Genomic DNA, 19,123 nt, shown 5'->3' with positions numbered 1-19,123 from the left:
AGCTAGCTGACGTTCAGCGGGCTCATGGCAAGTTTGCTAAAACTCCTCCACGCTGCGCGTTCAGCGGATAGATTCAAAGGCAGCCGTCGTTCATCGGGAGACCCTAAGGGCGTCGACGCGAGGATGGGGGCATCATGTTCAAATTCACTCTGATCGCTGTTGCTGCGGCGGCAGGAGGTCTGGTGCTGGCCGCACCCGCCAGCGCACAGACACCGCCGATCGCCGAAGGCGCCTACACGGAGCTGCTGACTGCGAGCAACGGGAAGATTGCGGTCCACCCGGGAATCCAGGTCACATGGAGCTGCGGTCCCGATTGTTTCCAAAGCGGCAACTATGCCTACCGCTTCGACCCGGCGTCGAACCGCTGGCAGACCGACCCGGTCCCTACCTCGGCGAACTGCGCGGACGGCAGTACGCGGACTGGCAACGGTGTCTGGTGGACCACCGACGGTGCTCACTTCAACGGAGACACGTTCTTGGCGGACCTCTGTCCCGAGGGACCGCCCGCCACCGTCAAGTCCGAGCTCGTCAAGGAATAGCTGAGGATCCACCGTTGAGCAGACCCCGGGCCACGTGGGTGATCTGCACTTCATTGCTTCCCGCGTAGATCATCAGCGATTTGGCGTCGCGGGCCAGCTGCTCGACACGGTACTCCGTCATGTACCCGTTGCCGCCGAACAGTTGCACGGCATCCATCGCGACGTCCGTTGCCGCTTGCGAGCAGTACCACTTGATGGCCGACGCCTCGGGCAGCGAGATCGCAGACCCGGTCTGCGCCGCTTCGATCACGCGGAACAGCATGTTGCGCACATTGATTCGCGCTACTTCCATGTTCGCCAGCTTGAGCTGGATCAGCTGGAACTGGGCGATCTCCTGACCCCACAGTTTGCGGCCCTTGGCGTAGTCGACGCACAGCTTCAGGCACTCTTCGATGACGCCGAGCGCCATTGCGGCCACCCCGATCCGCTCAGCGGAGAAATTCGACCGCGCGCTAGCGCGGCCGTCGCTGGCCGAATCGGTGGGATCACCTTCGGTCTCACCAAGAAGTCGGTCGCGGCCCAACCGGACATCGCTGAAGAACAACTCACCGGTGCGCGAGCTGTGAATGCCCATCTTGCGCAAAGGCTTTGATTGGACGAAGCCCTCCATGCCGCGGTCCAGGACGAACGTCAGCACCTTGCGATCGCGTTTGTCGGCGCCGTCGCCCTCGTCCAACTTGGCGTACACCACGACCACATCGGCATCGGGCCCGTTGGTGATGAACGTCTTCTGCCCGTTGAGGATGTAGTCGTCACCATCGCGCACCACATAGGACTTCATGCCGCCGAAGGCATCCGAGCCGGAGTCGGGTTCGGTGATGGCCCACGCACCCACCTTCTCGTAGGTGACGAGACCCGGCAGCCAACGCTCCTGCTGCGCCAGTGTGCCGCGGCCTGCGATGGTCGGCACCGTCAAGCCGAGGCTGACTCCCATGCCGGTCACCACACCCATGCAGACCCGACACAGCTCACTGACGACCACGAACCCCATGCCTGCAGACCCACCGTCGCCCCCGAACATGCCACCGGACGCGCCACCGGGCTTCTCGTTGCCATCGCGCATCCGGGCCAGTCGCTTGTCCAGCGAATCGCGTGCCAGCGCGTCGATGCCGAAGGTGGTGAAAAGCTTGCGGATGATGGGGTAGGGCTCCATCTCGCCGCTTTCCAGCGCGTCGACGTGGGGGCGGACCTCTTTGTCTACGAACTCCCGTACGGCGTCGCGCACGGCGATGTCGACATCAGACCATTCGAGCATGGCAAGAGCTTATGCGGACGTGAGGAGCGCAGCGCTCATGCCGCGGTGCTTCGGCCTCGCGCCGGGCGTAGGCCAGCCAGCGAAAACGTCGTGTGCACCAGTGAACCGGCGCGGTCGAGCAGCGTTTTGCGCTGCGGCACGTAATGCATCGGCAAGTCTCTGCGATCGCGTGGCGGCCCCAGAAATGCGGGCGCCTCGACCAGCGGCGCGTCGTCGGCGATGCGTCCGGACGCGCGGCGATAGGCGGCAAGCGCGCGCGGGTGCAGCCGAATCTCGTCGGGCACGACGACGAACGCCATCTCGACGAGCTTGCCGAACAGCCGCAGAAGAACCTCGTCGCCGCCGCTCCAGCGCATGCCGGCCTTCTCCCGCACCACAGGGTCGAACAACCCCGCGGCGATCCAGCGCTGTCCGGCGACCATCGGTTTGAACAGCTGGTCCCAGATCGGAGTCGGCATCAGCACGAACCACGGCTTGGGAATCCGGATCGAAAAGATGTCGAGGGTCGCGCGGTTCATCTCCAATTCCTCGCTGCAGACCCGGTCCCAGTACTCGCAGAACTCCTCCCACGACCGGGGAACCGGTCGCATGGTCATGCCGTACTGCGCGTACCACTGCACGTGCTCGGAGAAGAGCTGTCGCTTGTCTGCTTCGGTCAGTCCGCCGCAGAAGTAGTCGGCCACCTTGATCACCAACATGAAGAAGGTGGCATGGGCCCAGTAGAACGTCTCGGGATTCAGCGCGTGGTAGCGCCGCCCGGCGGAGTCGACACCCTTGATCGTGGCGTGGAAGCCCTTGATCTGCTGACCGGTCTGCGCCGCCCGATCGCCGTCGTAGACGACGCCCATGATCGGGTACACCGACCGTGCCACCCGCTGCAGCGGCTCCCGCAGCAGGACGGAATGCTCCTCGACGCCCGCGCCCAGTTCGGGATACATGTTCTGCAGCGCTCCAATCCACACACCCATCATTCCGGTGCGCAGATCGCCGAAATATTTCCAGGTCAGGGAGTCCGGACCGAGCGGATCGGATCGGTTGGTTCGTCTCGTCTTCGAGCTGACCGTCACATAGTTCACGATAAGCTTGACAACGCGCGTTGTCCATTATTTCGGGGCGCGTCGCACGGTGTTTGCCCGGCTGAAGAGCGGGCATCTAACCTTGCTCAATGGATGTCGAATCGTTCGGTGAACGGTCCGGCAACTCATCCCGACCACGCGACTGGCTCAAGAGCACGAACCACCGCCCCGGAGTCGTCGCATTCATCAGACGAGCCCGCCGAGCACTGCCCGGTGATCCCGATTTCGGAGATCCGTTGTCGGCGGCAGGCGTTGGCGGCCCGAGCGCGGCTGCGCGGGCGGCCGACCGGCTGTTGCAACGTGACGCTGCATCCCGCGAGGTCAGCCTCGCCGGATTGCAGGTCTGGCAGGCGCTGACCGAACGCGTCTCGGGTAAACCAGCCAATCGCGAGGTCACGCTGGTCTTTACGGACATGGTCGGGTTCTCGTCCTGGGCGTTGAAGGCAGGCGACGACGCCACGCTGAAGCTGCTTCGCCGGGTCGCCCAGGCAGTCGAACCGCCGCTGTTGGAAGCAGGCGGTCATATCGTCAAGAGGATGGGCGACGGCACCATGGCGGTGTTCGCCGATCCGGCGACCGCGGTTCGTGCCGTGCGCACCAGCCTCGACGCGGTGAAAGACGTTGAGATCGAAGGATATACACCACGGATGCGCGCCGGTGTGCACACTGGCAGACCACAGCGGATCGGCTCGGACTGGTTGGGCGTCGACGTCAACATCGCCGCCCGGGTAATGGAGCGTGCTACCCGGGGCGGGTTGATCGTTTCGGGGGCCACGATGGACCGGATTCCCGAAGCCGACTTCGACGCCCTCGGCTTGTCCGCCAAACGGATTCGCAAGCAGGTGTTTTCGCCCAAGCAGGATGGGGTGCCGACGGATCTGGTGGTATATCGCGTGAAAACTCGCAGAGAGTTGCCAGGCGAGGACGAGGAGAGCGACGACATCGCCGACGCATAGTGGCGGTGAGATGATGTTCGGCTTGCTGCGGGCGCTGGCCCGAATCCGTGTCACCGTCGCCTACGCGGTGATTCTGACCGGCGTGTCCGGCGTTCTGGCGGCGCTCGGTCCTCGGGTGCAGAACCGCGTCATCAGCCACGCCAGCACGAACCTGCACAACCTCAGCCACGGTCACCTCGGCACCCTGTTCGTCAGCGCGTTCGTCATCGAGGCCGGCCCTATCTACGTCTGGCTGCCCGGCCTGATGTGCCTGATGGCGCTCGCCGAGCTGATGTGGCGCAGCCGTCGTCTGGTCGTGGCGTTCGCCATCGGCCATATCGGCGCGACACTTCTGGTCGCCGTCGGGCTCACCGCGGCCGTCGAGCTCGGCTGGTTGTCGACGGACGTAACCAGGGTCACCGACGTGGGGATGAGCTACGGCGCCGCTGCGGTCCTCGGCGCACTCAGCGCAGCGATTCCGAGCCGGTTTCGACCCGCATGGACGGGCTGGTGGATCGCGGCGGCCGCGGCGGTGGTGGCCGTCAACAGGGACTTCACCGATGCGGGTCACGCGGCGGCGCTGGTGCTCGGCGTCCTCGCATCGACCCGCTTCGGACAAGCCGCGAGGTGGACTCCGACGCGGTGTCTGCTGCTCGTCGTCGCATCGGCGTTCGGCTTTCTGATGCTGGCCAACAACACCCCTACGCTCATTGTCGCCTCCGGGCTGGGTGTTGTCGGTGCCGCGCTCGCGGAGGCTGTGGTCTTGTGGAGACGCGCTCGTCGGCCTGCATCGCCATCGGCCGCCGCCCAGCGCGACCCCACCGTTCACGTGACGCCGCTCTCACTACCCAATCACCTATGATCGCCGGGTGGCTGATCAGCCCATAGATTTATCGGAGGAAGCGCTGGCCAAACTGGTCAGCGCGGCCGAACACGCCTTCGATCTGGCGGGGGACCTGGACGCCCTTGCGCGCGCCAAGACGGAGCACTTGGGCGACCGCGCGCCACTCGCGTTGGCCCGGCAGGCGCTCGGATCGCTGCCGAAGGCCGACCGGGCCGACGCAGGCAAACGGGTGAACGTCGTTCGTTCTCAGGCCCAGCGCAGCTACGACGCGCGCCTCGAGGTGCTGCGGGCCGAACGCGACGCCGCGGTACTGGTCGCCGAGAGCATCGACGTGACGCTGCCGTCGACACGTCAGCCCATCGGCGCCCGTCACCCGATCACGATTCTGGCCGAACACATCGCCGACACCTTTGTCGCGATGGGCTGGGAGCTGGCCGAAGGACCCGAGGTCGAGACCGAACAGTTCAACTTCGACGCGCTCAACTTCCCACCCGACCATCCGGCGCGCAGCGAGCAGGACACCTTCTACGTTGCGCCGGACGGGTCGCGGCAGGTGCTGCGCACGCACACGTCGCCCGTGCAGATCAGGGCACTGCTGGAACGCGAGCTGCCGGTCTACATCATCTCGATCGGCCGCACCTTCCGCACCGACGAACTCGACGCCACGCACACCCCGGTCTTCCACCAGGTCGAAGGCCTTGCGGTGGACAAGGGGCTGACGATGGCCAACTTGCGCGGAACGCTGGACGCGTTCGCCCGCTCGGAGTTCGGACCGCAGGCCCGCACTCGATTCCGGCCGCACTTCTTCCCCTTCACCGAGCCGTCCGCCGAGGTGGACGTGTGGTTCGAGAACAAGAAGGGCGGACCCGGCTTCGTCGAGTGGGGCGGCTGCGGCATGGTCAATCCGAACGTGTTGCGCGCGTGCGGCATCGACCCCGAGATCTACTCCGGCTTCGCTTTCGGCATGGGTATGGAGCGCACGCTGCAGTTCCGCAACGGCATTCCCGACATGCGCGACATGGTCGAAGGTGACGTCCGTTTTTCGCTGCCGTTCGGAGTCGGCGCCTGATGCGACTTCCCTACAGCTGGCTGCGGGACGTCGTCGCGGCAGGCGCACCCGGTTGGAACTTGCCGGTCGACGAACTCGAGAACACGCTGATCCGAATCGGCCACGAGGTCGAGGAGATCATCCCGGTGGGCCCTGTGAGCGGTCCGCTCACCGTCGGCCGCGTTCTCGAGATCGAGGAGCTCACCGACTTCAAGAAGCCGATCCGTGCCGTGAAGGTCGACGTCGGTGAAGCCGAACCGCGCGATATCGTTTGCGGTGCAACGAACTTCGCCGCCGGGGATCTCGTTGTGGTGGCATTGCCGGGAACCACACTGCCGGGCGACTTCACCATCACGGCGCGAAAGACGTACGGCCGCACGTCCGACGGGATGATCTGCTCGACCGCCGAGTTGAACCTGGGTACCGACCATTCCGGCATTCTTGTGTTACCGCCGGGCACCGCCGAGCCGGGGACGCCCGCCGCCGATGTGCTCGGGCTCGACGACACGGTGTTCCACCTGGCAATCACGCCGGACCGCGGCTACTGCCTTTCGCTGCGCGGCATGGCCCGCGAAATCGCCAATGCCTACGACCTGGACTACGTCGATCCCGCAGACGTCGCTCCGTTACCCGCCGATGGCGATGCGCTGCCGGTGACGATCGAGCCGGGCACCGGTGTCCTGCGGTTCGGGCTGCGGCCGGTGACCGGGATCGATCCGGCTGCAGTGTCGCCATGGTGGCTGCAACGGCGGCTGTTACTCAGCGGCATCCGGGCGATCTCGCCCGCCGTCGACGTGACGAACTACGTGATGCTCGAGCTCGGGCACCCGATGCACGCCCACGACCGCAGCCTGATCACCGGTGGCTTCCGGGTCCGGTTCGCCGAGCCGGGGGAGACGGTGGTCACCCTCGACGACATCACGCGCACGTTGGATCCAGGCGACGTACTCATCGTCGACGACGTCGCGACCGCGGCGATCGGCGGCGTGATGGGCGCGGGCACCACCGAGGTGCGCGACAGCACCACCGACGTTCTGCTCGAGGCGGCGGTGTGGGATCCCGCATCGGTGTCGCGCACTCAGCGGCGGCTGCACCTCAACAGCGAGGCGGGACGCCGCTACGAACGCGCCGTCGACCCCGCCATCTCGGTCGCCGCACTCGACCGGTGCGCCGCGTTGCTGGCCGACATCGCAGGCGGCACAGCCGAACCCACATTGACTGACTGGCGCGGCGATCCGCCGCGTTCCGACTGGTCACCGCCTCCGGTCAGCATGCCCACCGACCTGCCGGACCGAACTGCGGGTGTGGACTACCCCGAGGGCACCACCAGTCGACGGCTCACGCAGATCGGCGCAGACGTGACCGACGACGGCGGGCTGATCACCGCGACGCCGCCGAGCTGGCGTCCGGACCTTCGGCAGCCTGCCGACCTCGTCGAGGAGGTGCTGCGACTCGAGGGTCTGGAAACCATCCCATCCGTGCTACCGCAGGCGCCGGCCGGGCGCGGCTTGACCCCGGCGCAGAAGCGCCGCCGTGCGGTCGGAAAGTCATTGGCGCTCAACGGATATGTAGAGATTCTGCCGAGCCCGTTCCTGCCTGGAGGCGTGTTCGACCAGTGGGGCCTACCGGTCGACGATCCGCGCCGGACCGCCACGCACGTACTCAACCCGCTCGAGGCCGATCGTCCGCAACTGGCCACCACCCTGTTGCCGGGGCTGTTGGAATCGCTGGCCCGCAACGTTTCCCGCGGAGCCGTCGACACCGCGCTGTTCGCCATCGAGCAGGTGGTCGAGCCGACATCGCAGACACGCGCCGTCGAGCTTATTCCGACCGACCGGAGGCCGACCGACGACGAGATAGCGATGCTCGACGCGTCGCTGCCGATTCAACCCGAGCACGTCGGTGCGGTGCTGACAGGCCGGCGCGAACCCCCCGGGCCGTGGGGACCAGGGCGACCGGTGCACGCCACCGACGCGTTCGAGGCCGTCCGAATCATCGGTCGCGCGGCGGGTGTCGACCTGACATTGCGCCCTGCGCAGTACCTGCCGTGGCATCCCGGCCGATGCGCCGAGGTGTTGTTCGGTGACACCGTCGTCGGCCACGCGGGTCAACTACATCCCGCCGTCATCGAGCGATCCGGTCTGCCGAAGGGCACCTGCGCTGTGGAGCTGAACCTCGACGCCCTCCCGATCACCCAGAGACTGCCGGCTCCTGCGGTGTCGCCGTTCCCCGCGGTGTTCCAGGACGTTGCGCTGGTCGTCGACGCCGAGGTCGCCGCGCAGAGCGTCGTCGACGCGGTTCGCGATGGCGCCGGTGAGCTGCTCGAGGACATCAGGCTGTTCGACGTGTACACCGGGCCGCAGATCGGCGAGGGACGAAAGTCGATCGCGTTGGCGCTGCGCTTTCGCGCCGAGGACCGCACGTTGACCGAAGCCGAGGCCAGCGCTGCCCGTGACGCCGCGGTTGCCAACGCCGCGCAGCGAGTCGGCGCCGAGCAGCGTCGGTAGCGATCGGGTTACCGCACCGGATTGGTGAGCGACGCCAGCGTGTCACCGAGCTCGCATCGCACGACGTCGCCGGCCACGATCGGCACGGCGCCCGGCGTTCCCGTGGACAGGATGTCGCCGGGGTAGAACGGCATCACCTGGCTGTGGAAGCTGAGCAGCTCTGCGGGCGAGAACGTCATCCCCGCGACGGTGTCCGTGCGGTGGACCGCGCCGTTGTGCACGGTCGCCACTCGCAGACCAGACAGTGGACCGTGCGACAGCACCTCGTCGAGCGTTATCAGCTCCGGCCCGAAGGAGAAGAACGTCGGATAGTTCTTCACCCGAGTCAGATAACGCGGGTTCTCCAGCAGAATCTCCTCCGCGGTCTGGTCGAGCACCGGCACCACACCGGCCACGTACGACATCGCTTCGTCCACACCGACCCGAAAGCACGTGCGCCCGATGACGAGTCCCAGCTCGGCTTCCGCGGTGACGCGGCCGATGCCGGGTGGGACGATGATGGGCTCGCCCGGGCCGACGATGGTGTGGTCGCCCTTGATGAACGAGGCGGGCGACGTGCGTGGCGCCTGCTCGCCGAGATCGCCGGCGTGCGCACCGTAATTGAGCCCGATGCCGAGGATCTTGCGAGGCCTGGTCCACGGCGCGGCGATAGGCGACTGAGGGTCCACGCAGGCGGTGTCGTCAACGCCACCGGCGACCGCGGCGGCCAGTGCATCCAGTGTCCCGGCCGCCAGCAGCGACAGCAGATCCGACGGCGCGTCGTCGAGTATGTGGTCGACGCGAGCGAGTCTGCCGTCAGCCAGTGCAACGCAGGCGGCGCCATCGGCCAGTGTGCGGATGCGCAATGTTCTACTCCTAGACGACGCTCTTGAGCTGCCCGCCGTCGACGCGGACCACGGACCCCGTCACATACGACGCCCGGTCGCTGCACAAGAACGCCGCCACGTCCGCGTATTCCTCTGGGCGGCCATATCGGCCGAGCGCCATCGTCTTTGCACTGGCCGCCATCACGTCGTCGCTGCTCGTGCCTTCGCGTTCGGCTCTTCGCTCGTCCAGGAATCTCGTCCTGGCCGTCTCGATGCGGCCGGGCACGATGATGTTGGAGGTGACGCCGTCGCGGCCCACCTCATCAGCCAGCGTCTTCGACCAGGTGTGCAGGCTGGCACGCAGGGTGTTGGATATCGCGAGGTTGGGGATCGGGCTGAGCGCTCCACCCGATGTCGACGTGAGGATGCGGCCCCAGCCCCGCTCGCGCATACCCGGCAGCACCCTGTCGGTGATGACGATGACCGACAGGATCATCTGCTCGAAGCTGGTACGCCAGGTGTCGGCGTCCTGACCCGCAGCCGGCGTGGGCGGCGGTCCGCCGGTGTTGTTCACGAGGATGTCCACCGGCCCGAGGGCGTTCTCGATCTCGCTGACATGGCTGTCCACGGGATCGAGATCGCCCAGATCCCACTCGAGCGCAAGGGATTTCACGCCTGCGGCCTCGATCTGTTTCACGGTGTCGGAAAGCTTGTCGGGGGACCGGCCCGCGGCGGCGACATTGGCGCCCTCGCCGGCCAGGCGCACCGCGATCGCACTGCCCAGCCCGCCGCTGGCGCCGAGCACGAGGGCGGTACGTCCGGTGATGCCGAGATCCATTGAGGCTCCTTCAGTGGGTCGCGATGGTGGTGGGCAGGGTCGTCAGATGATGCTCGAGCAGCGGAACCAGCGTCGCCGGCAGCGACATCGCAGGCCGCCGCACGCCGCCGTATGCGATGACTTTTCGCCGGTGCAGTATCTCCTTGCGGATCGCCAAGCCCACCCGCAGCTGACCCTCGAAGTTCGCGAGCGGAAGCCATGGCGCCCATGCTTTGCGGGCAGCCGCGAAGTCTCCGTCGCGGTGCGCGTCCAGCACCGAACGAAGAACAGCGGGATGGCTGAATCCGGTCATTGCACCCGCTGAACCCGCGGCCAACTCGTCAAGCAGTCCGATGCCGCCGAGACCGCCGAACACGGGCACGTTGAGCCTCGGGGCCAGGTGTGCGATCGCGACGGACGTCGGTGGCGCCTCAGACTTCACCCCGACCGCGAACGGGCAGGCGCAGACGATTTCGACGACCTCGTCGTCGGTGACGCTGACGCCGGAGACGACCGGGTAGTCCTGAATCAGAACGCCGATTCCCGTCGCGTCGTGCAGACGTTTCATCGAGGCGGTGGCGATCGCCGGATCAGGGTCGCCGATCTGCGCCATCAACGCGACGGGAGGCCGCGGCACCTCGTCGAGCAGGCGGCGCGCCTGCTCGACGACTGCGTCGGAATCACGCTCGGACAGGCCGAGCACAAACGGCAGTTCGGTCGACGAGGCGACCGTGCGTGCCACGCTTTCGGCTTCGTCTGGGTCCAGCGACGCGGCCTCACCGAACACCCCGAGCGCGACGAGACCGTCGCAACCGTCGGCGGCAAAAGATGTCACCTCGTTCTGCAACGAGTCGAGATCGACATTGAGCGCTTCGTCGAAGGGAGTTGCCAGGACTCCCCAAAGGCCTTGCGACAGCGGCTGGGTCACCGGTTCACCATCCGTCTGCCATTGTCGTCACGATGTGTTCGGCGATCGCGAGCGACGATGTCGCCGCGGGTGACGGGGCGTTGCGCAGCAGCACGACGCGCTCGCGGACGGTGATCCGGAAATCGTCTACAAGGCCACCGTCGGAGTCGAGCGCCTGCGCACGGATACCTGCGACCCCGGGCACGACGTCGTCGTCGCCGATGTCGGGCACATACGCGCGGGCGGCGGCGACGAACCGTCGCTTGCTCAGCGAGCCGTACATCTCCCGCAGACCGGTGCGCCAGTGTCGGCGCGCGAAGCGCCAGAACGCCGGCGTGCGAGCCACTTCCATCACATCCGGTACCGAGATGCTGCCCCAGGTGTAACCCTCCCGGGCCAGGGCGAGTACGGCGTTGGGGCCGATGAGAACCTCGCCGTCGACGCGCGGGGTGACGTGCACGCCGAGGAATGGGTAGCGGGGATCAGGCACCGGGTACACCAAACCGTTGACCAGTTTGCGGCGTTCGGGTTTGAGCGCGTAGTACTCGCCGCGGAAGGGCATGATGACGGGGTCGGATTCGTCACCCGCCAGCTCGGCGAGCCGGTCGCTCTGCAGGCCACCGCAGACCACGATCCGGTCGAAGGCTGTCTCCGCCGAATCGCCTGCACTACGGGCGGTTACGACCACCTCGGCGCCCGATGTCCTCAGCCCGACGACTTCGTGCCCGAGCAGCAACTTCGCGCCATCTGCCACCGCGTCGGCGGCCAGCGCCTGTGTCACCTCCCCGTAGTCGACGATCGACGTCGAGGGCGAGTGCAGGGCGGCAATGCCGCGCACGCGCGGCTCCAGCTCGCGCAACTGCTCGGGACCGATGATCGCCACACCCGGTACACGGTTGGCCAGTGCCCGCTGCCGGATGCTGTCGAGGCGCGCGCGCTCGACCTCGTCGAGGGCCACGAGAACCTTTCCGCAGGCGATCCGGCGGATGCCTCGCTGTTCGCAGAACTCCTCGAGAAGGCCGACGCCCCTGCGGCACAGCACCGCCTTCTGCGAGCCGGGCTCGTAATACAGGCCCGCGTGCACGACGCCGCTGTTGCGCCCGGTTTGATGCGATGCGAGCCGGTCCTCCTTCTCGAACAGCGTCACGTCCGCACCGGGGCGACGTTTGAGAAGCTCGCGCGCTACTGCCACGCCGATGATGCCTCCACCGACAACAGCGATCCGGTCGGTGACCGGTTGCCGAGGCGAGCTAGACACGTTGCGTCTCCCGAGTGCGGGGCGAGGTCGAACTATCATTGTGTCGCGTACCGCGGCGACACAGCCAGCCTAGTTCGGGCTCACCAACAGTCGGGCCGGGCTGCGGCCGAGCACCTGCCGCCACGGGATGTCGGCCGGATCCTCGGTCAGGCGCAGCGGCGGATCGGCGGCGAGAACAGCGCGCAAGGATTCTTCAACGGCGATCTTGGCGAGGGCCGTGCCAAGGCAGTAATGCGTGCCCGCGCCGAAGTTGAGCAGCTTCCCTTGCTCAGGCCTGGTGAAGCGGTCGGGATCGAAGCGATTCGGTTCGAGCCAAGCGGTCTCGTCCCGACACGCGGCAGCGATGCACAGAAACACCATCGAGCCGGCCGGGATGGTCGCGCCGTGCAGGTCAATGGGTTCCGTGGCGGTGCGGGGAATTATTGGAATGCTTGGCTCCATGCGCATCGTCTCGGCAGTCGCACTGGATAGCCGAGCGTCGTCGGAATGCACTCCGGTGAGTTGCTCGATGTTTTGCAGTGCCACCAACGTGCTGCACGGAATTTGACTTCCGGCTGTATCATGCCCGGCGACAAGCAGATTCGCGATCATGTTGACCGTTTCGGTGTGAGTCAGGCGCTCACCGTCTGTCTCGGCTGCACGCAGGGCGGTCACGAGATCGCTTCCCGGGCTGTTCGCCCGTCCTGCCGTCAATGCGTCGACATAGGTTTGGAGTTCTGTGATGGCCTGTGTCGCTGCTGCGATTTGTTCGGGTGTCATGACGTAGAACACCGGGCTCAAGTCCTCGGCCCATTGCCGGAAAACCTCGACATCCTCGTCTGGCACGCCGAGGAGGCGACAGATCAGCCGGGTTGCCAGCGCCGAACACGCGGCGACCAGGTCGCCGCCTTGCTGGACGGAAGCGACCGCGGTGGCGGCCATGTGTGCGGCTTCGCCCCGAAGCGCTTCGACCGACCGCGGCGTGAACGCCCGCGAGACCAGCGACCGAATGCGACGGTGGTAGTCGCCCTCCGTCGTGAACATCAACCCGCCGTACCAGTCCCGGAGTGGACCGTCGGCGATGCCCATCATGTCGAACAATGACAGCCCGATGCCGGAAAGTCGCTGATCGTGGGCGAGCCTCTCGAGATCGCCCTGCCGCAGCACAATGGTGGCGCCGGTTACTTCGTCCACGGCTAACGGACCCCGAAGAGCCGCCTCGCGAAGAAGGTTGTGCAGTTCACTAGTAAACGAGCCGGTCAGATCGATAACTGCGTTGCCCCCAACACCCATACTGGGAGTATGCGACAAAATTGCAGATGAAGCAGCGAAACGTCGGCTTGACGATGCAGGCGCTTCCCCTCGCAAAGACCTGTGCGGCTGACCAGCTGGCAAACAACGCGGAGAGTTAATTTGCAGTGTTCTGCATAAACATGCAGTATCAATGCATGACTTCTGTCGCCGTGGCCGGTGCCAGCGGCTATGCCGGTGGCGAGATCCTGCGGTTGCTGCTCGGCCACCCCGGATACGTCGATGGTCGGCTGACGATCGGGGCACTCACCGCGGCCGCGAGCGCGGGCACCACGCTGGCCGAACACCATCCGCACCTGCTCCCGCTCGGTGGTCGCGTGCTCGATGCCACCGATGTCGCGGTGCTCGAGGGTCACGATGTGGTATTCCTGGCGCTGCCGCACGGCCACTCCGCGGCGCTGGCTGATCAACTGAGCACCGACACCGTGATCGTCGACTGCGGCGCCGACTTCCGACTCACCGATCCGGCGGCATGGGAGCGGTTCTACGGTTCGACGCACGCGGGAAGTTGGCCGTACGGGCTGCCCGAACTGCCCGGGGCACGGGATCGGCTTCGCGGTGCCACCCGCATCGCCGTTCCCGGCTGCTACCCGACCGCAGCGCTTTTGGCATTGTTTCCCGCGATCGCCGAGGATCTGGTGGAGCCGGCGGTGACCGTCGTCGCCGTCAGCGGCACATCGGGCGCCGGGCGTGCCGCGAAGACCGACCTCCTCGGCTCTGAAGTCATCGGGTCCGCCCGTGCCTACAACGTCGGCGGCACGCACCGGCACACCCCCGAGATCGCCCAGGGGCTGCGCGCCGTCACCGACAAGGACGTCACGGTCTCGTTCACCCCGGTATTGATACCGACGTCGCGGGGAATCCTCGCGACCTGTACCGCTCGCACGGATGCGCCGTTGTCTGAGCTACGCGCTGCATACGAAAAGGCCTATGACTCCGAGTACTTCGTGCACCTGCTGCCGGAGGGACAGCTACCTAAGACCGGCGCAGTGATCGGCAGCAACGCCGCTCAGCTCGCGGTGGCCGTCGACGACGATGCAGGAGTCCTCATCGCGATCGCCGCGATCGACAACCTGGTCAAGGGCACCGGTGGCGCCGCCGTTCAGTCGATGAACCTCGCCCTCGGTTGGCCCGAAACCGAGGGACTCTCGGTTGTGGGGGTGGCGCCGTGACGGAAACTTCGGCCGGTATCACCAGGCTGGTGCGCACGCAGGGCGTGACCGCGCCCGAGGGATTCCGTGCCACCGGTATCGCCGCGGGCATCAAAGCCTCCGGTGCGCTGGACATGGCGCTGGTGTTCAACGAGGGTCCGGACTACGGCGCCGCAGGCGTGTTCACCCGTAATCAGGTCAAGGCCGCGCCGGTGCTGTGGACCCAGCAGGTGCTGACCACCGGGCGGCTGCGTGCGGTGATCCTCAACTCCGGCGGCGCCAACGCCTGTACGGGACCGGGCGGCTTCCAGGACAGCCACGCCACGGCCGAAGCTGTCGCCGCCGCGTTGTCGGACTGGGGCACCGATACCGGCGCCGTCGAAATCGCCGTGTGTTCAACCGGTCTGATCGGCGACCGGCTGCCCATGGGCAAGGTGGTGTCCGGAGTCACCGCGATAGTCCATGAGATGGCCGGCGGGATCAGCGGCGGTGAGGAGGCCGCCAGGGCCATCATGACCACCGACAAGGTACCCAAACAGGTTGCGCTGCATCACTCCGACAACTGGACGGTCGGCGGGATGGCGAAGGGCGCGGGCATGCTTGCCCCGTCACTGGCGACCATGTTGTGCGTCATCACCACCGACGCCGTCGCCGACGCCGGCGCGCTGGATCATGCGTTGCGCAGGGCGAGCGGCCTGACGTTCGACCGCCTCGACGTCGACGGCAGTTGCTCGACGAACGACACCATCTTGGTTCTGGCCTCGGGGGCGAGCGCCATCGCGCCGAGCCAGGATGACCTGGACGCGGCCGTGCTGCAGGCGTGCGACGACCTGTGTGCACAGCTGCAGGCCGACGCCGAAGGCGTCACCAAGCGGATCGTCGTCACGGTCACCGGCGCGGCCGCCGAGGCGGACGCCGTGACGGCGGCGCGCGTCGTCGCCCGCGACAGCCTCGTCAAGACCGCCTTGTTCGGTTCCGACGCCAACTGGGGTCGCGTGCTCGCCGCAGTCGGCATGGCTCCCGTCCGGCTCGACCCCGAGCGGATCAGCGTGTCCTTCGACGGGTTCCCGGTCTGCGTCGACGGCATCGGCGCAGCCGGTGCCCGCGACGTCGACCTGTCCGGTGACGATATCGAGGTCACCATCGACCTCGGCGTCGGCGATGCTAGCGCCGCGATCCGGACGACGGACCTGTCGCACGCCTACGTCGAAGAGAATTCGGCGTACAGCTCGTGACGGCGTCCACGCAGACCAAGGCGGCCGTGCTCGCATCGGCACTGCCGTGGCTCAAGAAGCTGCACGGCAAGATCATCGTGGTCAAGTACGGCGGGAACGCCATGACCGACGACTCGCTGCGCAGCGCCTTCGCCGCGGACATGGTCTTCCTGCGCAATTGCGGTATTCATCCCGTCGTCGTGCACGGCGGGGGGCCGCAGATCAGCGCGATGCTGAAACGACTCGGCATCGCAGGCGATTTCAAGGGCGGCTTCCGCGTCACGACACCCGAAGTACTCGACGTCGCGCGGATGGTGTTGTTCGGTCAGGTGGGGCGGGAGCTGGTGAACCTGATCAACATGCACGGGCCTTACGCCGTCGGCATCACCGGTGAGGACGCTCAATTGTTCACCGCTGTGCGGCGCAACGTCACCGTCGACGGGGTGGCGACCGACATCGGTCTGGTCGGTGACGTCGAGCGGGTGAACACCGAGGCGGTGCTCGATCTCATTGCCACAGGTCGCATCCCGGTGGTGTCCACCATTGCACCCGATGTCGACGGTGTGGTGCACAACATCAACGCGGACACCGCCGCGGCGGCTTTGGCCGAGGCGCTGGCCGCCGAAAAGCTGCTGATGCTCACAGATGTCGAGGGTCTCTACACCAGTTGGCCCGACCGGGACTCGCTGGTGAGCGAGATCGACGTCGCCGCGCTGGCGCAGCTGCTGCCCACGCTCGAGACCGGCATGGTGCCCAAGATCGAGGCCTGCATGCGGGCAGTAGGTGGCGGTGTGCCCAGCGCACACGTCATCGACGGGCGCGTCGAGCATTGCGTTCTGGTGGAGCTCTTCACCGATGAAGGAACCGGCACCAAGGTGGTGAAAACGTGACTCTTGCGCAGCGCTGGGAAAGCGTGATGATGAACAACTACGGCACGCCGGCCGTCGCACTGGTCAGCGGAGACGGCGCCGTAGTCACCGATGAGAACGGCAAGTCCTATATCGACCTGCTCGGCGGCATCGCGGTGAATGTTCTCGGCCAGCGGCACCCGGCCGTCATCGAAGCAGTCACCACGCAGATGAACACGCTCGGCCACACCTCGAACTTCTATGCGACCGAACCCGGAATCGCCCTTGCCGAAGCGCTCGTCGGCCTGCTGGGCGCCAACGCGCGGGTGTTCCTGTGCAACTCGGGCACCGAGGCCAACGAAGTGGCCTTCAAAATCACCCGACTGACGGGTCGCACGAAAATCGTTGCCGCCCAAGGCGCTTTCCACGGGCGGACGATGGGGTCACTGGCCTTGACGGGCCAACCTGCCAAACAGGAGCCGTTCGCCCCGTTGCCCGGCGATGTCGTGCATGTGCCGTACGGCGACGTCGCTGCATTGGCAGAGGCCATCGATGACGCGACCGCCGCGGTTTTCCTGGAGCCGATCATGGGCGAGGCCGGTGTGGTCGTACCGCCCGACGGCTACCTGGTGGCCGCCCGCGAGCTTTCCACGACGCGCGGCGCACTTCTGGTCCTTGACGAGGTGCAGACCGGAATGGGTCGCACCGGAACGTTTTTCGCTCACCAGCACGACGGCATCATGCCCGACGTCGTGACACTGGCAAAGGGGCTCGGAGGTGGGCTGCCGATCGGTGCGTGCATCGCCGTCGGACCTGCCGGTGATCTCTTGACCCCCGGGCTGCACGGCAGCACGTTCGGCGGGAACCCGGTCTGTGCCGCTGCCGCGTTGGCGGTGCTGCGGGTGCTGGCCGATGACGACCTGGTTTCCCGCGCCGACGTGCTCGGCAAGACCTTGCATCACGGCATCGAGGCGTTGGGCCACCCGCTCGTCGACCACGTCCGCGGCCGCGGCCTGCTGCGCGGAATCGCGTTGAGCGCACCCGAGGGCAAGACGGTGGAGGCTGCCGCCCGGGATGCCGGGTTCCTCGTCAACGCCGCCGCGCCCGACCTGATCCGGCTGGCGCCCCCGCTCGTCATCACCGAGGCGCAGATCGCCGAGTTCCTCACCGCGCTGCCCGGCGTGCTGGATAAGGCGGTGTCGTGATGTCCCGGGATTTCCTTCGTGACGACGACCTGTCGCCCACCGAGCAGGCCGAGGTGCTGACCCTGGCCGCAGAGCTCAAGGCCGACCCGTTTTCCCGCAGGCCGCTGGAAGGCCCGCGTGGGGTCGCGGTCATCTTCGACAAGAACTCCACCCGCACCCGGTTTTCGTTCGAGGTCGGCATCGCACAGCTCGGCGGCCACGCCGTCGTCGTCGACGGCCGCAACACGCAGCTTGGCCGCGAGGAGACACTCGAAGACACCGGAAAGGTGTTGTCCCGCTATGTGGAAGCGATCGTGTGGCGCACCTTCGGGCAGGACCGGCTCACGTCGATGGCCGCCGGGGCGAGCGTGCCGATCATCAACGCGCTCTCTGACGAGTTCCATCCGTGTCAGGTGCTGGCCGACCTGCAGACGCTCACGGAGCGCAAAGGTGGTCTGAACGGGTTGCGGTTGACGTACTTCGGCGACGGGGCCAACAACATGGCCCATTCGCTGATGCTGGGCGGCGTGACGGCGGGCATCGACGTGACGGTCGCCACCCCGCCCGGCTTCGAACCGAGCAAGGGGTTCGTGGCCGCCGCCGAGAAGCGCGGACAGTTGACTGGTGCGTCGGTGACGATCACCGCCGACGCCGCCAAGGCTGCGGCGGGAGCCGATGTACTGGTCACCGACACATGGACGTCGATGGGTCAGGAGGCCGACGGTTTGGATCGCATCACGCCGTTCAAGCCGTATCAGGTCAACGCCGAGCTACTGGACGCCGCCGACCCGGACGCGGTTGTGTTGCACTGCCTTCCCGCGCACCGGGGTCACGAAATCACCGACGAGGTCATCGACGGCCCGCATAGCGCGGTGTGGGACGAGGCGGAGAATCGGTTACACGCTCAGAAGGCGCTTCTGGTGTGGCTGTTGGAGCAATCATGACCGCGGGCAAGGCTCCTGAGATCAACGCCACCCGGGCGGGCAGGCAGGCGCGAATAGTGGCGACCTTGTCGTCGAATTCTGTTCGCAGCCAAACAGAACTTGCCGCGTTGCTGGCCGCCGAGGGCATCGAGGTGACCCAGGCAACCCTGTCGCGGGACCTCGAGGAACTGGGCGCGGTCAAGCTACGCGCCGCCGACGGCGGCGTCGGTGTGTATGTCGTGCCGGAGGACGGAAGTCCGGTGCGCGGGGTTTCCGGTGGCACCGAACGGTTGTCGCGTCTGCTCGGTGACCTGCTGACGTCGACGGACGCCAGCGGCAACCTCGCGGTGCTGCGCACCCCGCCGGGCGCGGCGCAGTATCTGGCCAGCGCGTTCGACCGCGCAGCCCTCCCGTACGTCGTCGGCACGATCGCGGGCGACGACACCCTCTTCGTGGTGGCCCGTGAGCCGATGACCGGCGCCGACTTGGCGACTGCCATCGAGAACCTTCAATAGAGCTGT

The 19,123-nt window shown here is 66.7% G+C and carries 18 protein-coding genes; 11 read left to right on the top strand and 7 right to left on the bottom strand.

The window, feature by feature from the left end; translation table 11 throughout:
- Positions 1 to 134: 134 nt before the first annotated feature.
- Positions 135 to 539 carry a hypothetical protein gene (locus tag QOJ24_RS00470; protein WP_526258028.1) on the top strand — a complete coding sequence of 135 codons (405 nt, stop codon included), beginning with the start codon at positions 135 to 137 and terminating at the stop codon, positions 537 to 539.
- Here QOJ24_RS00470 and QOJ24_RS00465 read toward each other — a convergent pair.
- Positions 529 to 1,794, bottom strand: coding sequence for an acyl-CoA dehydrogenase family protein (locus tag QOJ24_RS00465; RefSeq protein WP_526258026.1), 1,266 nt, complete (start codon positions 1,792 to 1,794; stop codon positions 529 to 531). The genes QOJ24_RS00470 and QOJ24_RS00465 overlap by 11 nt on opposite strands.
- Before the next feature lie 35 nt (positions 1,795 to 1,829).
- The gene (locus tag QOJ24_RS00460; protein ID WP_526258024.1) at positions 1,830 to 2,861 is read right to left on the bottom strand and encodes an oxygenase MpaB family protein; all 1,032 of its coding nucleotides are present in this window, start codon (positions 2,859 to 2,861) and stop codon (positions 1,830 to 1,832) included.
- A 98-nt stretch (positions 2,862 to 2,959) separates the two neighbouring features.
- Between QOJ24_RS00460 and QOJ24_RS00455 the strand changes: the two genes are divergently transcribed.
- Genes QOJ24_RS00455 through pheT form a run of 4 tightly spaced genes read left to right on the top strand, consistent with a single transcriptional unit; the run spans position 2,960 to position 8,204 of the window.
- Positions 2,960 to 3,826 (top strand): adenylate/guanylate cyclase domain-containing protein, encoded by an 867-nt coding sequence (locus tag QOJ24_RS00455; protein ID WP_526258022.1) that lies wholly within the window; start codon positions 2,960 to 2,962, stop codon positions 3,824 to 3,826.
- A 10-nt stretch (positions 3,827 to 3,836) separates the two neighbouring features.
- Positions 3,837 to 4,667, top strand: a complete 831-nt coding sequence (locus QOJ24_RS00450) for a rhomboid-like protein (protein WP_526258020.1) — start codon at positions 3,837 to 3,839, stop codon at positions 4,665 to 4,667.
- A 7-nt stretch (positions 4,668 to 4,674) separates the two neighbouring features.
- The gene (pheS, locus tag QOJ24_RS00445; RefSeq protein ID WP_526258018.1) at positions 4,675 to 5,718 is read left to right on the top strand and encodes a phenylalanine--tRNA ligase subunit alpha; all 1,044 of its coding nucleotides are present in this window, start codon (positions 4,675 to 4,677) and stop codon (positions 5,716 to 5,718) included.
- Complete coding sequence (pheT, locus tag QOJ24_RS00440) at positions 5,718 to 8,204, top strand: phenylalanine--tRNA ligase subunit beta (RefSeq protein WP_526258016.1); 2,487 nt, start codon at positions 5,718 to 5,720, stop codon at positions 8,202 to 8,204. The genes pheS and pheT overlap by 1 nt, the downstream gene beginning before the upstream one ends.
- Before the next feature lie 8 nt (positions 8,205 to 8,212).
- Here pheT and QOJ24_RS00435 read toward each other — a convergent pair whose 3' ends face one another.
- From QOJ24_RS00435 to QOJ24_RS00415, 5 genes are all read right to left on the bottom strand, one after another.
- Positions 8,213 to 9,049 carry a fumarylacetoacetate hydrolase family protein gene (locus QOJ24_RS00435; protein ID WP_526258014.1) on the bottom strand — a complete coding sequence of 279 codons (837 nt, stop codon included), beginning with the start codon at positions 9,047 to 9,049 and terminating at the stop codon, positions 8,213 to 8,215.
- Positions 9,050 to 9,059: 10 nt separating this feature from the next.
- Positions 9,060 to 9,848, bottom strand: coding sequence for an SDR family oxidoreductase (locus QOJ24_RS00430; protein WP_526258012.1), 789 nt, complete (start codon positions 9,846 to 9,848; stop codon positions 9,060 to 9,062).
- 10 nt (positions 9,849 to 9,858) lie between these two features.
- Positions 9,859 to 10,755 carry a dihydrodipicolinate synthase family protein gene (locus QOJ24_RS00425; RefSeq protein WP_526258010.1) on the bottom strand — a complete coding sequence of 299 codons (897 nt, stop codon included), beginning with the start codon at positions 10,753 to 10,755 and terminating at the stop codon, positions 9,859 to 9,861.
- A 4-nt stretch (positions 10,756 to 10,759) separates the two neighbouring features.
- Positions 10,760 to 11,992 carry an L-2-hydroxyglutarate dehydrogenase gene (lhgD, locus tag QOJ24_RS00420; protein WP_526258008.1) on the bottom strand — a complete coding sequence of 411 codons (1,233 nt, stop codon included), beginning with the start codon at positions 11,990 to 11,992 and terminating at the stop codon, positions 10,760 to 10,762.
- A 69-nt stretch (positions 11,993 to 12,061) separates the two neighbouring features.
- Positions 12,062 to 13,264: a cytochrome P450 gene (locus tag QOJ24_RS00415; protein WP_526258006.1), complete on the bottom strand. Its 1,203-nt coding sequence runs from the start codon at positions 13,262 to 13,264 to the stop codon at positions 12,062 to 12,064.
- A 155-nt stretch (positions 13,265 to 13,419) separates the two neighbouring features.
- Here QOJ24_RS00415 and argC point away from each other — a divergent pair, with 155 nt between their 5' ends.
- From argC to QOJ24_RS00385, 6 genes are read left to right on the top strand one after another with little or no spacing between them, the layout of a single operon-like run.
- Positions 13,420 to 14,454 carry an N-acetyl-gamma-glutamyl-phosphate reductase gene (argC, locus tag QOJ24_RS00410; protein ID WP_526258004.1) on the top strand — a complete coding sequence of 345 codons (1,035 nt, stop codon included), beginning with the start codon at positions 13,420 to 13,422 and terminating at the stop codon, positions 14,452 to 14,454.
- A complete protein-coding gene (argJ, locus tag QOJ24_RS00405) occupies positions 14,451 to 15,668 on the top strand; it encodes a bifunctional glutamate N-acetyltransferase/amino-acid acetyltransferase ArgJ (RefSeq protein WP_526258002.1) in 1,218 nt (405 codons plus the stop codon). Before argC ends, argJ begins: the two co-directional genes overlap by 4 nt.
- Positions 15,665 to 16,537: an acetylglutamate kinase gene (argB, locus tag QOJ24_RS00400; protein WP_526258000.1), complete on the top strand. Its 873-nt coding sequence runs from the start codon at positions 15,665 to 15,667 to the stop codon at positions 16,535 to 16,537. Before argJ ends, argB begins: the two co-directional genes overlap by 4 nt.
- A 26-nt stretch (positions 16,538 to 16,563) precedes the next feature.
- Positions 16,564 to 17,700: an acetylornithine transaminase gene (locus QOJ24_RS00395; protein ID WP_526258034.1), complete on the top strand. Its 1,137-nt coding sequence runs from the start codon at positions 16,564 to 16,566 to the stop codon at positions 17,698 to 17,700.
- Positions 17,700 to 18,623, top strand: coding sequence for an ornithine carbamoyltransferase (gene argF, locus QOJ24_RS00390; protein WP_526257998.1), 924 nt, complete (start codon positions 17,700 to 17,702; stop codon positions 18,621 to 18,623). Before QOJ24_RS00395 ends, argF begins: the two co-directional genes overlap by 1 nt.
- Positions 18,620 to 19,117 carry an arginine repressor gene (locus QOJ24_RS00385; RefSeq protein ID WP_526258032.1) on the top strand — a complete coding sequence of 166 codons (498 nt, stop codon included), beginning with the start codon at positions 18,620 to 18,622 and terminating at the stop codon, positions 19,115 to 19,117. Before argF ends, QOJ24_RS00385 begins: the two co-directional genes overlap by 4 nt.
- Positions 19,118 to 19,123: the final 6 nt, after the last annotated feature.

This window comes from Mycobacterium sp. (genome assembly GCF_032159775.1).
Classification (GTDB): Bacteria; Actinomycetota; Actinomycetes; order Mycobacteriales; family Mycobacteriaceae; genus Mycobacterium.
Note: the sequence above shows the minus strand (reverse complement) of the source record. Positions and strands in the feature narration are given on the sequence as shown.

Excerpts from the sequence above, each read along its gene's own strand:
- QOJ24_RS00470 (WP_526258028.1), top strand. The coding sequence starts at position 135 with ATGTTCAAATTCACTCTGATCGCTGTTGCTGCGGCGGCAGGAGGTCTG.
- QOJ24_RS00465 (WP_526258026.1), bottom strand. The coding sequence starts at position 1,794 with ATGCTCGAATGGTCTGATGTCGACATCGCCGTGCGCGACGCCGTACGG.
- QOJ24_RS00455 (WP_526258022.1), top strand. The coding sequence starts at position 2,960 with ATGGATGTCGAATCGTTCGGTGAACGGTCCGGCAACTCATCCCGACCA.
- QOJ24_RS00450 (WP_526258020.1), top strand. The coding sequence starts at position 3,837 with ATGATGTTCGGCTTGCTGCGGGCGCTGGCCCGAATCCGTGTCACCGTC.
- pheT (WP_526258016.1), top strand. The coding sequence starts at position 5,718 with ATGCGACTTCCCTACAGCTGGCTGCGGGACGTCGTCGCGGCAGGCGCA.
- QOJ24_RS00430 (WP_526258012.1), bottom strand. The coding sequence starts at position 9,848 with ATGGATCTCGGCATCACCGGACGTACCGCCCTCGTGCTCGGCGCCAGC.
- QOJ24_RS00415 (WP_526258006.1), bottom strand. The coding sequence starts at position 13,264 with ATGGGTGTTGGGGGCAACGCAGTTATCGATCTGACCGGCTCGTTTACT.
- argC (WP_526258004.1), top strand. The coding sequence starts at position 13,420 with ATGACTTCTGTCGCCGTGGCCGGTGCCAGCGGCTATGCCGGTGGCGAG.
- QOJ24_RS00395 (WP_526258034.1), top strand. The coding sequence starts at position 16,564 with ATGATGAACAACTACGGCACGCCGGCCGTCGCACTGGTCAGCGGAGAC.
- argF (WP_526257998.1), top strand. The coding sequence starts at position 17,700 with ATGTCCCGGGATTTCCTTCGTGACGACGACCTGTCGCCCACCGAGCAG.
- QOJ24_RS00385 (WP_526258032.1), top strand. The coding sequence starts at position 18,620 with ATGACCGCGGGCAAGGCTCCTGAGATCAACGCCACCCGGGCGGGCAGG.